The sequence below is a fragment of the Parafrankia sp. BMG5.11 genome (assembly GCF_004337455.1).
Genome location: NZ_SJXI01000002.1, coordinates 127741 through 140949 on the forward strand (window position 1 = coordinate 127741; position 13209 = coordinate 140949).

General features: G+C 64.8%; 13 protein-coding genes. 2 read left to right on the forward strand and 11 right to left on the reverse strand.

Going from position 1 to position 13209, the window contains the following annotated elements; translation table 11 throughout:
* Positions 1-41: 41 nt before the first annotated feature.
* Positions 42-653, reverse strand: a complete 612-nt coding sequence (locus tag E0504_RS03135) for a sigma-70 family RNA polymerase sigma factor (protein ID WP_131621851.1) — start codon at positions 651-653, stop codon at positions 42-44.
* Positions 653-859 carry a NepR family anti-sigma factor gene (locus E0504_RS03140; RefSeq protein WP_131621853.1) on the reverse strand — a complete coding sequence of 69 codons (207 nt, stop codon included), beginning with the start codon at positions 857-859 and terminating at the stop codon, positions 653-655. Before E0504_RS03140 ends, E0504_RS03135 begins: the two co-directional genes overlap by 1 nt.
* A gap of 170 nt (positions 860-1029) precedes the next feature.
* Here E0504_RS03140 and E0504_RS03145 point away from each other — a divergent pair, with 170 nt between their 5' ends.
* Positions 1030-2709: a CHASE domain-containing protein gene (locus E0504_RS03145; protein ID WP_246844848.1), complete on the forward strand. Its 1680-nt coding sequence runs from the start codon at positions 1030-1032 to the stop codon at positions 2707-2709.
* Between the two features lie 82 nt (positions 2710-2791).
* Here the strand turns inward: E0504_RS03145 and E0504_RS03150 are convergent, their stop codons facing one another.
* The 3 genes from E0504_RS03150 to E0504_RS03160 form a co-directional block, all read right to left on the reverse strand.
* Complete coding sequence (locus E0504_RS03150; RefSeq protein WP_131621857.1) at positions 2792-3589, reverse strand: response regulator; 798 nt, start codon at positions 3587-3589, stop codon at positions 2792-2794.
* A 419-nt stretch (positions 3590-4008) separates the two neighbouring features.
* Entirely contained in the window at positions 4009-4440 is a 432-nt protein-coding gene (locus E0504_RS03155; RefSeq protein WP_207912153.1) for a response regulator, read from the reverse strand.
* Between the two features lie 141 nt (positions 4441-4581).
* On the reverse strand, positions 4582-5736 hold the full coding sequence (locus E0504_RS03160) for an N-acetyltransferase (protein ID WP_131621859.1): 1155 nt from the start codon (positions 5734-5736) through the stop codon (positions 4582-4584).
* Between the two features lie 108 nt (positions 5737-5844).
* Between E0504_RS03160 and E0504_RS03165 the strand changes: the two genes are divergently transcribed.
* Positions 5845-6969 carry a fatty acid desaturase gene (locus E0504_RS03165; protein WP_131621861.1) on the forward strand — a complete coding sequence of 375 codons (1125 nt, stop codon included), beginning with the start codon at positions 5845-5847 and terminating at the stop codon, positions 6967-6969.
* 114 nt (positions 6970-7083) lie between these two features.
* Here E0504_RS03165 and E0504_RS03170 read toward each other — a convergent pair whose 3' ends face one another.
* The 6 genes from E0504_RS03170 to E0504_RS03195 form a co-directional block, all read right to left on the reverse strand.
* Positions 7084-7371: a hypothetical protein gene (locus tag E0504_RS03170; RefSeq protein ID WP_207912154.1), complete on the reverse strand. Its 288-nt coding sequence runs from the start codon at positions 7369-7371 to the stop codon at positions 7084-7086.
* Between the two features lie 66 nt (positions 7372-7437).
* The gene (gene lptG / locus E0504_RS03175) at positions 7438-8535 is read right to left on the reverse strand and encodes an LPS export ABC transporter permease LptG (RefSeq protein WP_131621863.1); all 1098 of its coding nucleotides are present in this window, start codon (positions 8533-8535) and stop codon (positions 7438-7440) included.
* A 6-nt stretch (positions 8536-8541) separates the two neighbouring features.
* Entirely contained in the window at positions 8542-9834 is a 1293-nt protein-coding gene (locus E0504_RS03180; RefSeq protein WP_131621865.1) for an LptF/LptG family permease, read from the reverse strand.
* A gap of 50 nt (positions 9835-9884) precedes the next feature.
* Positions 9885-10250, reverse strand: coding sequence for an ATP-dependent Clp protease adapter ClpS (gene clpS, locus E0504_RS03185; protein ID WP_207912155.1), 366 nt, complete (start codon positions 10248-10250; stop codon positions 9885-9887).
* A gap of 140 nt (positions 10251-10390) precedes the next feature.
* Positions 10391-11155 carry a phasin family protein gene (locus E0504_RS03190; protein ID WP_131621867.1) on the reverse strand — a complete coding sequence of 255 codons (765 nt, stop codon included), beginning with the start codon at positions 11153-11155 and terminating at the stop codon, positions 10391-10393.
* 108 nt (positions 11156-11263) lie between these two features.
* Positions 11264-13117: an alpha/beta hydrolase gene (locus tag E0504_RS03195; RefSeq protein WP_131621869.1), complete on the reverse strand. Its 1854-nt coding sequence runs from the start codon at positions 13115-13117 to the stop codon at positions 11264-11266.
* Positions 13118-13209: the final 92 nt, after the last annotated feature.

A 13209-nucleotide genomic window follows, 5' to 3' on the forward strand; every position in this document is an offset into this window, starting at 1 on the left:
CCGCGATCCTGCCCCTGCGATCAGCGGCGATCAAGCGGACATCAGCGCGTCGGCTCGCTCACGCCGTTGCCGGCGGCGACCTCGTCGAGTTCCTCGAGTATGGCGCGGTGCGCGTTGACGTCGGCGATCGCACGCTGGGGAATGTCTCCCTCGTCCAGCATCGCGGTCAGCGCGGCCCGGGCGCGACCCACGCGGCTCTTGATCGTGCCGACGGCGCAGCCGCAGATTTGCGCCGCTTCCTCGTAGGAAAAGCCGCCCGCGCCGACCAGTAGCAGCGCCTCGCGCCGTTCAGGCGGCAGGGTAAGCAGCGCCCGGCGCATGTCCGACAGGTGGATCGGCTCCTCCTGCCCAGCCGGGGCCGTCAGGATCCGTTCGGCCACCGTTTCATCATAGTCGCCCCTGAACCGGTTCCGGCGCATGTCGGTCAGGTACGCGTTGCGCAGGATCACGAATGTCCAGGCGCGCATGGAGGTGCCGGGTTCGAAGCGTTCCTGCGCGGCCCAGGCCTTGAGCAGGGTTTCCTGCACCAGGTCATCTGCCATGTCAGGACGGCCGCACAAGCCGCGAGCGAACGCCCGCAGGTGCGGCACGACGCCGGTCAGTTCGCGCTTGAAGTCGGCCTTTTGCGAGACCGTCCGCTGCTCGTCGGACATCAGTTCTTGCGGTCCAGCTGGGCCAGCAGTTCGCTGAACTGGTCGGGCAAGGGTTCATCGACAACCGAATCATACAGTTGGCGGAGGCCCGAGGCCCAACCCGGCTTGTCGGTCTTGCCTGGTGTTTGCTGCTTCACGGTCTTGCCATCCTTGCTCGCGGGGTTGCCGCTCGCCCGGCGCGCGTCGCTTTTCGCTTTATTGTCCAATTACAGCCCCATCCCATTCGACCAACACGAAATCACGGCGCGCGCGTTCACACACACCGAGTTTCGGACCCATGGGCAGGGAACGAAGCTTGCGTGGCTTGGTTCCCTCCACGATGGCCGCGGTGCAGCCAGTATTCACAGGTGTGTTAGTTGGGGGCCGGGTAAGCTTTTTGGAAGAGTCCGATATCCATTCCCGGCGCACCCGGCGCTGGCTGGTTTCCTATCCGCGCGCGACCCCGCTGGCGATCTTCCTGCTGATCGCGGCGATCACGGCGTTGAGCGTGTTTGCTATCGAGCGCGGTGAGTACCGGCGCGAGGAAGCCCGGCTGAGCGAGACTGCCAAGGCGATCGCCTCGGCGATCGAACGGCGCGGCAACACGTCCTCGGCTTATCTCCGCGCGGGCGCTGCATTATTCGGCACGGTCAAGACCGTGCCGCCCAGCCTGTTCCGGCGGTTTGTCAGCGAACTGCGGCTCGACGCGGATTATCGCGGCGCCGAAGGCATCGGCTGGGCGGAAGCGATCTCGCCGGCGCAGCTTGCTACGTACCAGGCGCGGATGGAGACGGAGAGGCCCGGCGCCCGACCGGTGTATCCGCGCCCGGACGGGCGGCTCGGGCAGATGACGCCGATCACATATCTGCTCCCGGATACCGAGCGGAACCGGCGGGCGCTGGGCTTTGACATGTATTCCGATCCAATTCGCCGCGCCGCGATGGAGGAGGCCGAGCGAGCAGTGCGGCCGACTGCCAGCGGGCCGGTGGTGCTGGTACAGGAAGAGGACGGTCGCCGCTCGACCGGCTTCCTGATCTATATGCCCGTGTTCGATCAGGTATCGGAAGCGCGGCGGCTCAAGGGCTTTCTGTACAGTCCTTTCAACGCGCGCGATTTCCTGACCTCTGCCCTGCAGCTCGAGACGCGCAATGACATGGGCATCCGGCTCTATGATGGCGACGCCGATCCGGGGAACCTGCTGGCCGAGATCGCGCCCGACGAACGCACCGGTCGCACGATGACGGAGCGGGTCATGGTCGCAAACCGGCCGATGACCTTGGCGATCGAATCGACCCGCGGCGCATCGCTGTCGATGCTGTCGATGCTGACCCTGCTGTTCGGCCTGCTGGTCGCCAGCTTGTTGATGGTCGTCGCGCGTCTGCTCACCCAGCAAGCGGTCGAGGACCAGGCCTCGCTTGAATGGCTGGCGGAGCAAAACTCGATCCGCGACACGCTGACGCGCGAGCTCAACCATCGGGTGAAGAACACGCTCGCCAACGTGCTGTCGATCGTCAGCCTGACACGGCGGCGCGCGCATAGCCTGGATGAATTTGCCGAAGGGCTGGACGGCCGCATTCGCGCGCTGTCAGCCACCCACGACCTGCTGACGCAATCGGATTGGGGGACAACTCCGATCGGGTCGGTCATCGAAGCTGAGCTCACCCCCTATGCCCGGGCGGAAGGATCGCTTGAGATCGGCGGCCCCCATGTGGAACTGGCGCCGAACGACGCGCTTTCGCTCGGGCTCGCGGTGCACGAGTTGGCCACCAACGCGGCCAAGTACGGCGCGCTGTCGACCGCCGCCGGCAACGTGCGGATCACCTGGGCGCTCGACCGCCCTGACCTCGTCAGCGTGCGGTGGGTCGAAACCGGCGGTCCGCCCGTGCCGCAAGACCGGCCACGCGGCTTCGGCACCGACCTGATCGAGAAGATCGTGGCGCATGAACTGCGGCACCCGGTGGAATTGTCCTTCAATCCCGGCGGCGTGTCCTGCACGCTGTATGTGCCGGTGCGGGTGCGCAGCGAGTTCGAGATCCGCGCCCGCCGCCGTTCGGAAGCCGCAGCCAAGGCGAAGTAAGCGCTGAGCGAATTGAGCGGCCCAAACGAAATGAGCGGCCAGTTGCCCGGCCGCTCATCACGTTTCTTCTAGTAGTGGAAACTCAGCCGAGCGGGCGGCTCGATCCGAAGAACAACGCCTGGCTGATGGCCGCGCGTACCGTCGATTCCTGGAACGGCTTGGTCACCAGGTACGTCGGCTCCGGGCGGTCGCCGGTCAGCAGCCGCTCAGGATATGCCGTGATGAAGATCACCGGCACGCTGTCGATCGCCAGGATGTCGTCCACCGCGTCCAGGCCGGAGGATCCATCCGCCAGCTGGATATCGGCGAGCACGAGGCCCGGAGTGCGCTCTGCCACGACTTCCTGCGCTTGGGTGCGGGTCGCCGCGGTGCCGCAGATCTCGTGTCCGAGTGACCGGACGAGGTCTTCGAGCTGCATCGAGATCAGCGGCTCGTCCTCTATGATCAGGACGCTGGTCGAGGATTCGCGGTCGATTTCCTGGACCGCTTCCTTGACCATCGATTCCACGTCGGCGGCGCTCATGTCCATCACTTCGGCCGCTTCGGGAATGGAGAAATCCTCCAGCGTCGTCAGCAGCAGTGCTTGACGATTGAGCGGCGTGATCGTGCGCAAGCGGTCCTGCGCCGCATGCTCATGGTTTGAGCTCGCGGCTTCATCGTCGCTGCCTACTTCCAGGTAAGCGCTGGACCAGACCTTGTTGAACGCCTTGTAGAGCGGCACGCGGCCACCCGAGAGCGAATTTTTCAGCGCGTCGTCGGCCAGCGCAGCCTCAAGCGTGGCGCGCACGAATGCGTCGCCGGTATGTTGTGAACCAGTTAGAGCCCGCGCGTAACGGCGCAGATACGGCAGATTGGCGGCGACTTGATCCCCGAGCGACATGCATTCCCTTCCCGTAAAAGTCTCGCGCGTAAACGGAACGGCGCTGCTATTGTTCCGCTGAAAGTTTGGCAAGCGAAGTCGCCGGTGCCGGTGGGAGAGTCTCCATGCGGACTCAAGTGCGGCGGTCGTTCTGACCCACATATCCCCGTCATCCGGGCTTTTTAACAAAGCATTTCAATCGTATGCGTTAAAAAATCAGCGGCCGACGTTTTTTTTCGGGTCCGTGGGAACGCCCAAACGGGTGGATCATTTTATCCTTGTCACCGCCGAGACCCCCCTCCCGTCCAAGCGGCTGGTGATACGATCCCGAAGGGCCTTCGCTCTCCAAGAGAGCGAAGGCCTTTTTTTTTTGAGATTTTCGGCGCACCAAATGGCTCGGCTGCCACGCACCGAAAGGATTTGCGCGCGAGCGCCTTCCGCTAAGCCAGCGCTTGCTTGAGCCGGCCCAGCAGGCCAGGGCGAGGCGGTTGGCGGAGCGCCGCGATCAGGTCGTTGTGATCGTATGGCTTGGCGAGCACCGGGCCCAGTTCTGCGATCTCGGGCGGGATGTCCTGCGGTGCGCCGGTCGAAAAGACGATCCGTGGCGGCTTGGGACCGACCGAGTTGACCAGTTCGGCCAACGCCCAGCCATCGTCCCGGTCAGCGAGATGCACATCGAGCACCATCCCATCGGGCCGCGTATCGCGCAGAACCGCCAGCGCCTCCGCTGTCGTGCTGCACATCTTGACCTCGGTAGCGCCGCCATCGAGCAGAGCCTGTTCGATCGCCATCGCGATCAATGGATCGTCTTCCACCAGCAGGACAACGCCCAGCGGGAGGTTCTTGCTCGTTCGTGCTGGACGTCTGGCCACTTCAAATCCCTCACGCTCGGACCGGGCGCGGCGGCCCGACCATCCGTAAAGCCAAACGGCAAGGAACGCGCGGCCGTTCCCCGTTCGCGCTTCACTGTGCCCCGATTGCGCCGCACCGTGTCGCGTTTGCCACGCCCGGCGTCAGAGTGCTTTCTCGTAGATCACGTACGCACGGTTTTCGTGGCCGTTGATGGCATCGGCGATCGCGACCATTCCCTGGTTGTCTTCCAGGATCCAGCCGAATTCGCCCCGGGTGGCGCCGTACCGCCGGATGGCCTCATGCCGGATAGTCTCGATCATCATGAAGGCCAGCTGGCTGGCCGTGCGCGACGCTTGCAGGCGCTTGCGAACGCCCATCAGCGGAACCCGCATCGTGCGCATCCGCGGTTTTCGCAGCCAGAGCAACAGCTTGGCCCAGCCGAACGGGAACAGGCGACCCTTCAGGGGGGCGAGCGCTTCGTTGAGGTCGGGCAAGGTCATCATGAAAGCGACCGGCTCGCCATCGTACTCGGCGATCATGATCAGGTCCTCAAACACGATCGGCCGGAATTTCTTGCCCGCGTAGGCGATCTCCGCCTCGGTAAAGGGCACGAAACCCCAGTTATCCGACCACGCATCGTTGAGGATTTCCAGGATCAGCCGCGCTTCCTCGTCGAACCGCGACTTGTCCACCTTGCGGATGCGGATGCGTGTATTCTTCTCGCCCGCCGCTACGATCCGCTGGATCAGCGGGGGAAAGTCGTTGGTGATGTCGATTTCATAGGTGAGCAGGCGCTTGGTCGGGGAATAGCCACCGCTGCTTTCGATCCACTGGGCATAGCGGGCCGGCTGGTGTCCCATCATCACGGTGGGAGGGTGGTCATGGCCGCGAACCAGCTGGCCCGGCTCCTCCCAGACCGACATGCTCAGGGGGGCGAGCACGCGGGTCATGCCCTGGTCGCGCAACCAGTCTTCGGCATGACGGATCAGCGCGTGGGCGACGTCCTCGTCCTCGGCGTCCAGCAAGCCCCAATTGCCGGTGCCGGGCCCCATGCCCTGTTCCGGCGGCTGAGCCAGCGCAAGGTGATCGATGTGCGCGGAAATCCGTCCGACAGCCCGGCCGCCGTCGCGTGCGATGACCTGTTGGACCGTCGCATGTTCGAAGAACGGGTTCTTGCCCGGGGTGACGAGCTCGATCGCTTCCATCCTCAGCGGTGCAACCCAGTTTGGGTCGGAGCCGTTCAGGCGATAACTGAGATCGACGAATTCGCGCCGGTCGCGCTTGCTGGCGACGGGGGTAAACTCTATCTTGCGCATGGAATACTCCCGACCTCGTTCATTTCGCATAACGCGCGAAGCGGTTATGGACCCCGCGTGGGTCGGCCGCGCCGGATAGGCTGCGGGACTTGATCGGAAAAGCCAGAAATGACCGCCTCGACTGCTTCCTCACCTGTTCAACCCGCTGGTTCCCCGGCTTACTCTGGTGCGCGCACGGAAGACGACAAGGCGCTGCTGCGCGCGGCAGCCGAACTGACCCGCGACATCAGCACGGCCAAACCGCTTATCTACTGGTCTGACATGCTGCTTTCGGCCGCCGGGGGATACGCTGCGCTGGCCGGCGCGATCCTGGCCCCCGCGTTGTGGCAGACCATCGCGCTCGGCGTGATCTCGACGCTGGCGTTGTACCGCGCGTTGCTGTTCATCCATGAACTCACTCACCTGCACCGCAATGCGTTGCCCGGATTTCGGACGACCTGGAACCTGCTGGTCGGCATCCCGATGCTCACCCCGTCGTTCATGTACGAGGACGGGCACACTATCCATCATTCGCGCAAGCGCTATGGCACCCGCGATGACCCGGAATACCTGCCGCTGGCGCTGATGAAGCCGTGGAGCTTGCCGCTGTTCGTGCTGATCGCGTTGCTGGCGCCCATCGGGCTGGTGCTTCGCTTCGGCGTGCTCGCGCCGCTTGGCCTGTTCATTCCTGCGCTGCGGCGGGCGAACTGGGCGCGCTTTTCGACTTTGGCCATCAACCCCGAATTCCGCCGCCGCCCGGCCGACCCGCAGAATCGTCGCCGGTTCGCATGGCTGGAAGCGGGTGCCGCGCTATGGGGCATGGCGCTGATTGCCAGCGTCTTTGTGATCGGCTGGCAACCCCTGGTGGTGGCGCTGGCCATCTTCTCGGCCGTGGCGGTGCTCAACCAGTTGCGGACCTTGGTGGCGCACTTGTGGGAAAACGAGGGTGAGGCGATGAGTGTGACTGCTCAGTACCTCGACACCGCGAACGTTCCCCCGCCGGGATGGATCGCTGCCTTGTGGGCGCCGGTGGGTTTGCGGTTCCACGCTCTGCACCACTTGCTGCCGTCGTTGCCGTACCACTCGCTTGGCGAAGCGCACCGGAGATTGACCGCGCACGAAGCGGCCAGCGTTACTTATGGCAAGGCGCACTATCGCGGCATGGCGCCGCTGATCGGGCGGATCGCATCGAGCACCATGCGTGGCCGCCCGCAGCAGGCCGAGCCGGCAGGTGACACCGTCCAGGCAAGCTGAGCGCGCCCCCGGACACACGACCCGAGACGAATACAAGAAAGGGGCCGCCTCCTGAGAGACGGCCCCTTTTTGTACGCCGGCCACAAGGACCGGGCGTGACGATCGCTTAAGCGATTACTGCGCGGTCGCGGTTGCAGTCGGCGTTGCGCCGGCACCCATCGTCGCACCAGCGTCAACCGAAGCGCCAGCAGCCGGAGCGGCGGTCGTGTCGGTTGCCATCGGGTCGGTCGCCATGGCGGTGTCGGTCGCCATCGGGTCGGTCGCCATCGCGGTGTCGGCAGCCATGGGCTCCGTCATCGTGGTGTCGGCGGCGGCATCGGTCGCGACGGTGTCGGTTTCAGCGTCGCCGCCGCAGGCGGTCAGGGCGAGAGCGGCGATCAGGGGAAATGCAAACTTCTTCATGGGGTCGGACTCCTTGGGATAGTTCCCGGTCAACCGGATAGCGCCGCCAAAGTTCCGCCGCAATTGCTATTCTTCAGTGCGGATCAGAACGGTTTCGCCGATCAGCGCGAACAGTACGAAAGGCGCCCACGCCGCGAGCAGCGGGGGATAGCCGCCGAAATTGCCCATCGCGAGCGCGGCGTTGTCGACCACAAAGTAAGCAAAGCCCAACGCCATCCCGATCGCTGCCCGGACGAGTACCTGACCCGACCGGGCCAGCCCGAACGCGGCGACCGCTCCCAGTAGTGGCATCAGCACCGATGAAAGAGGGCCGGCAAGCTTGTGCCACCACTTGGCCTTCAGTTCGGCCGTGCGGCGGCCGGCGGCTTCGTAGTCGGCGATCGACTGGCGGAGCTGCCAGAACGACTGCGCGTCGGCATCGACACTACCGAGCGCGACCTGCTCCGGCGTGATCTGCGAAGCGACGACCTCGCTTGAGACCGCTTCGCTGCGCGCGCCCGCGACATCGAAGCGCTCCGCGTTCTCCAGTCGCCACCCGGGATTGGCATACACCGCCCGCTCGGCGCGCACCTGATCGGCGATCGCTCCGGTTGGGGAACGGCGATACCAGGTGACTCCGGTCAATTCGGTGCCGGCGCCCGTGCCGCTGACGCTGGCAGCCGACAGGATATTGGTCCCATCGGTGAGGTAGAGATTGGTTCTGGTGCCCGAATCCAGGGGCACCTTGCGAAATTCGTTGGCATCCCATGCCTTCAGGGTCGCGTTGGCGCGGGTCACCACGCGTTCGTTGAACGCGAAGCTGCCGACGCCCACGATCAGTGCGGTGAGCAACAGCGGCGCAAGGATCTGGTGCGCCGACAGCCCCGCGGCCTTCATCGAGATGACCTCGCTGTTCTGGTTGAGGCCGACCAGGGTGATGATGGTCGCCAGCAGAACCGAATACGGCAGGAACCGCGCCACCAGCTGCGGCGCGCGCAAGGTGGCGTAAGTCCAGATTTCCGCTTGCCCGTTGCCCGGCACGGCCAGGATCTTGCCGGTGCTCGACAGCAGGTCGAGCATCAGCAGCACCAGAACCAGCATCACCAGCACCGCCAGGATGCGCACCACGAACAGCTTCGCGAGGTAAAGCGTCAACGTGCGCGAGGGAAAGAAATCGAGCTGCATCGGGATCTACTCGGCCGGCGCCGCGACCAGCGGCAGCGTTCGCCCGCGGCGGCGGAACAGCGCGCGCAATCGTTTGCCGAGCTTGGAGAACGCAGCCTCCAGGGCGCCGATCGCCTGCCCGCCCGGGACATAGGCGACCCGCCAGTACATCCACAGGATCAAGGCTGCGAACAGGGCAAAGGGCAACCACAGCGCCAGCGTGGGATCGAACCGGCCCAGCGTGGCCACGTCCTCTGCGTACTGATTGATCTTGTGATAGGAGACGACCATCACGATCGCCACGAACACCCCCAGCGCGCTGCTCGATCGCTTGGGCGGGACCGCCAGCGCCACCGCCAGCAGCGGCATCAGCAGCATCATCACCACTTCCACCAGGCGGAAGTTGAAGCTCGCCCGGCTGCCGTCACGCTGTTCTTCGGTGGTCTGCCGTTCTCCCCAGCCGATCCGCAGCAATTCGGGCAGGATATACTCGCGCTCGGCATCGCCGCGGCTGCGGAACTTGGCCACTGTGGGCAGGTCGATCGGCAGGTCGTGCCGGGTGAAGCTGAGCACCCGCGGGGTCGACCGGCCGCCCATGTCCTGGACGATCACCCCGTCGGTCAGGCGCAGGATGATCGTGTCGGGACTGTCGGTGGTGGCGAGGAAAGAGCCTTCCTTGGCGGAAATCGACAGTACGTCGCCCTTGGTGCTGGAAACGCGCGCGAAGATGCCGATCAGCCGGCGCCCGTCGTCCTCGCTCCGCTCGATCCTGAGCGCCATGCGGTCCTTCAGGGTGGTGAATTCTCCCACCTTGATCGACGCGCCCAGCGCACCCGAGCGCAATTCGTAGTCGAGCCGTTCGTACCAGTAGCGGCTGACCGGCTGGACATAGAACACCAGCGCGATGTTCACCGCGATCAGCACCGCGGCGATGGCGTAGGGCACGCGCAGCAGCCGGCTATAGCCGAGCCCGACCGCGCGCATGATGTCCAGTTCGCTGGAGATGGCGAGCTTGCGGAACGCGAACAGGATCCCCAGCAGCAGGCCCAGCGGGATCGCCAGCGATGCGTATTCGGGCATCATCGTCGCCAGCATCTTGAACACCACGTCGACCGGACCGCCCTGGACGGCCACGAAATCGAGCAACCGCAGCATCTTGTCGAGCACCAGCAGCGACGCGGCGAGCGCGAACACGCCCAGCATCGGGATGATCGTCAGCCGCAGGATGTAGCGGTCGAGAGCGGGCAGGAAGTTGAACAAGGGCGGGTGCGGTCTTCTTGGCTGGTGGCGCGTGTTAGCGGCAAATCCGCCGCCGGTCATGCCCCGTCAGGGTGTGCTAACGCGCCTGCACCGCGCGCAGGATGTCAGTTTCAGGCTTTCTCCAGCGTGCATTGGAGGGGGTGCTGGTTCTGGCGCGCGAAGTCCATCACCTGGTTCACCTTCGTTTCGGCGACTTCATAGGGAAACACGCCGCACACGCCGACGCCCCGCTGGTGGACGTGCAGCATCACCCGGGTGGCCTGTTCCATGTCCATCCGGAAAAACCGCTTTAGCACGATCACCACGAACTCCATCGGGGTGTAGTCGTCATTGAGCATCAGCACTTTGTACTGGCTGGGCTTCTTGGGCTTGGCACGGGTCTTGGTGGCGATGCCGATCTGGTCGTCTTGACCCTCGTCCTCGTCCCGCCCGGCGGAGCGGGTAGGGCTGGCGCAGGGGGGGAAGCGATCGGTCATCAGGCGCGCAATATCGTATCGAACGGGCTGGCTGCAAGATGGCGAGCGCGAGTTAGGGCTGCGCAAGCGACTGCGGACACGAAAAACGGGCCGGACGGCTCTCACCGTCCGGCCTGCTGATTGTTCGCCTGAAGCAATGCTTAGGCGGCCACGTTCATCCGCTCGGCGGCCACGCTCATGCGGGTCGAGATCGGCGCGAAAGCGTCGTTGACCAGCTTGACCGAAACTTCGGCGTTCCTGGAAGCGCGCGCGACCGCGGCGTCGAAGTTGCGGCGAGCGATCTCGCCCTGCAGCTTGAACAGCTCGGTCGGGCTCTTGACCGCGGCCATCGCCTTGAGGTCGGCGGTCAAGGTTTCGAAAGCGCCCTTGGCGGCTTCGATCTCATCGCGCGCCATGTCCTGCACGCCGGTGCCCACGATCTTGCCCGATTCCACGAGCGCTTCGACGTTGCCCTTGGTGAACTCGGTCATCTCGCCGGCATAGGTCTGCAGCCGGTCGTAAGCGGCCTTGGCACGCTCCTGCGCCTGGGCGGCGGTGTTCTTGATGCCCTGGGTGAATTCGGTCGTCTGGGTGGTGGTGGTTTCCATGATCTTGTCCTTCAATTGCGAGATGGTGGGGATCGCACGCTGGGGAGCGGCGATGGTATCTTGCCCGGTCGGCGCAGCCTGTGCGGCACGGTCGGGCGTGGAAGTGACGGGGACATCGCTCTTGCGAGCGGCCTTCGCGGCGCTGAACTTGCGCCCTGACTTACCGGTAGCCTTAGCCGGCGAAGTCTTCATGCCCGCAACCGCGAGAGCGATCTTGGACGTGTCGGTCGTGGCGGCGTCGATCGTCGCGTCAGCCTTCGGCGCTTCCACAGCTACGGCTTTGACGTTCTGACCCTGGTCATCGGCGGCATCGGCCATCGCATTTCGCTCCTATGTTGCACTGCACAAATAAGGAGCGGAAGAGCGAAGTCAAGGATGTTTTGTGCAGTGCAGCATTGGTGCCTGCTGCCGTCGTCGCTCAACTGGCTACCGGGTCATCACATAGCGACCGGGGGCATCCTCGATCACCGTGTCTCCCGCCCCGCCGGGAACGCGCTTGCCCTCGGCCGGCACCATCGTGCCGCTGCGGTTTTCGATCCAGGCGCGCCAGTGTGGCCACCAGCTGCCCTTGTGCTCCGTCGCGCCCGCGACGAAATCATCCAGCGAGGCGGCAGCGCTGTCGCCGGTCCAGTACTGGTACTTGCCCGCGTCAGGATGGTTGACGACGCCCGCGATGTGGCCGGACCCGGCCAGCACGAACGTGGTGTCGCCGCGCACATGGCGGGTCATCCGCCAGACGCTTTCAGCCGGAGCGATGTGATCCTCGCGCCCCGCCTGGATGTAGATGGGGGTTTCGATCCGCGTCAGGTCGATCGGCGTGCCATCGGCTTCCAGCGCATCGGGCACCACCAGCTTGTTGCCGCGATACAGATCGCGCAGATAATCACCGTGCCATTTGGCGGGCAAGTTGGTGACATCGCCGTTCCAGTGCAGCAGGTCGAACGCGGGGTAATCCTCCCCCAGCAGGTAGTTGTTGACCACGTAGTTCCAGATCAGGTCGCGCCCGCGCAGCAGGTTGAATGTCGCGGCCATGTATCGCCCGTCGAGATAGCCGTCCTTGGCGATGTTGCCGATCATCTCCAGCTGGCCATCGTCGATGAAATGTTTGAGCTCGCCCGCTTTCTCAAAATCGACCTGCGCGGTGAAGAAGGTGGCTGATGCGACCTTTCCGGCCTCGCCCCGCCGCGCCTGGATCGCGAGCACCGCCGCGAGCGTGGTCCCTGATACGCAGTACCCGATGGCATGGATGGCGGGCACGGCCAGCCGTTCACGGACAATGTCGATCGCCTCCATCTGGGCGCGGATGTAGTCGTCCCACACGACGTCCTTCATGCTCGCGTCGGCCGACTTCCAGCTGACGATGAATACGCTCAGTCCCTGATCTACCGCCCACTTGATGAAGCTTTTCTTCGGCGTCAGATCGAGGATGTAGAACCGGTTGATCCACGGCGGGAAGATCACCAGCGGGGTTTCGAGCACCTGATCGGTCGATGGGGAGTACTGGATCAGCTGATACAACGACCCCTCGTGCACCACCTTCCCCGGAGTGACGGCGATATTCTCGCCCAGCTTGAACGCATCGGGATCGGTATGCGTGAGCTGGCCACGCTCCAGATCCTGGATCAGGTGCCGCATCCCCTTTACCAGGTTCTCGCCCTTGCTCTCGATCGTGCGCTGGAGGACGACGGGGTTGGTGGCGAGGAAGTTGTCCGGGCTCATCGCCTCGACCAGAGCCTTGGTGGCGAAGGTCAGCTGCTCCTTCTTTTCGGCGTCGATGCCCGGCGCCTGCTCGGCCGCCTTGGTCATGGTCTCAGCGACCATCAGGTAGGTCTGATGGAGCAGCGCGAACGCCGGATGGTTGCGCCACGCCGGATCGGCAAAGCGCTTGTCAGCGCGCGGCAGTTCAGGCTCGGCCGCGCCGGCGCTCATCGCACCGGCGGCGACGGTCTGCCACAGCTTCATGCCTTCTTCGGCCATGCTCTGCGTGGCGGCCAGGCCCTGCTGCGCAGCGGCTTGCCACCCCTGGCTCATCACCATGAACTGCATCGGGTCGAACGCATGGGCCGGATCGCCCGCCGCGCTGGCTTTGGCGGACACGAACTCCAGCCACATCGCCTGCAGCTTGCGCGCAGTATCCGACCACGCGCCGATCTCGGCCCAGTCGGTCATCACCTGCGGCGTACCACCGGGCATGAGCCCACCCCACACCTGGCGCATCGCGTCGCCCTGGCTGTTCCACAGCGCCGTGAACGGATCGGGGCTGCGGTCGTCGTCGGCCATTGATGCTCTCCGGGTGCGCTAGTTGTTTCACCAGCGTCGATATTCGCTTACAGCCAAACGCGCGGGTGCGCACCCCGCTCCAGCGATTGGGA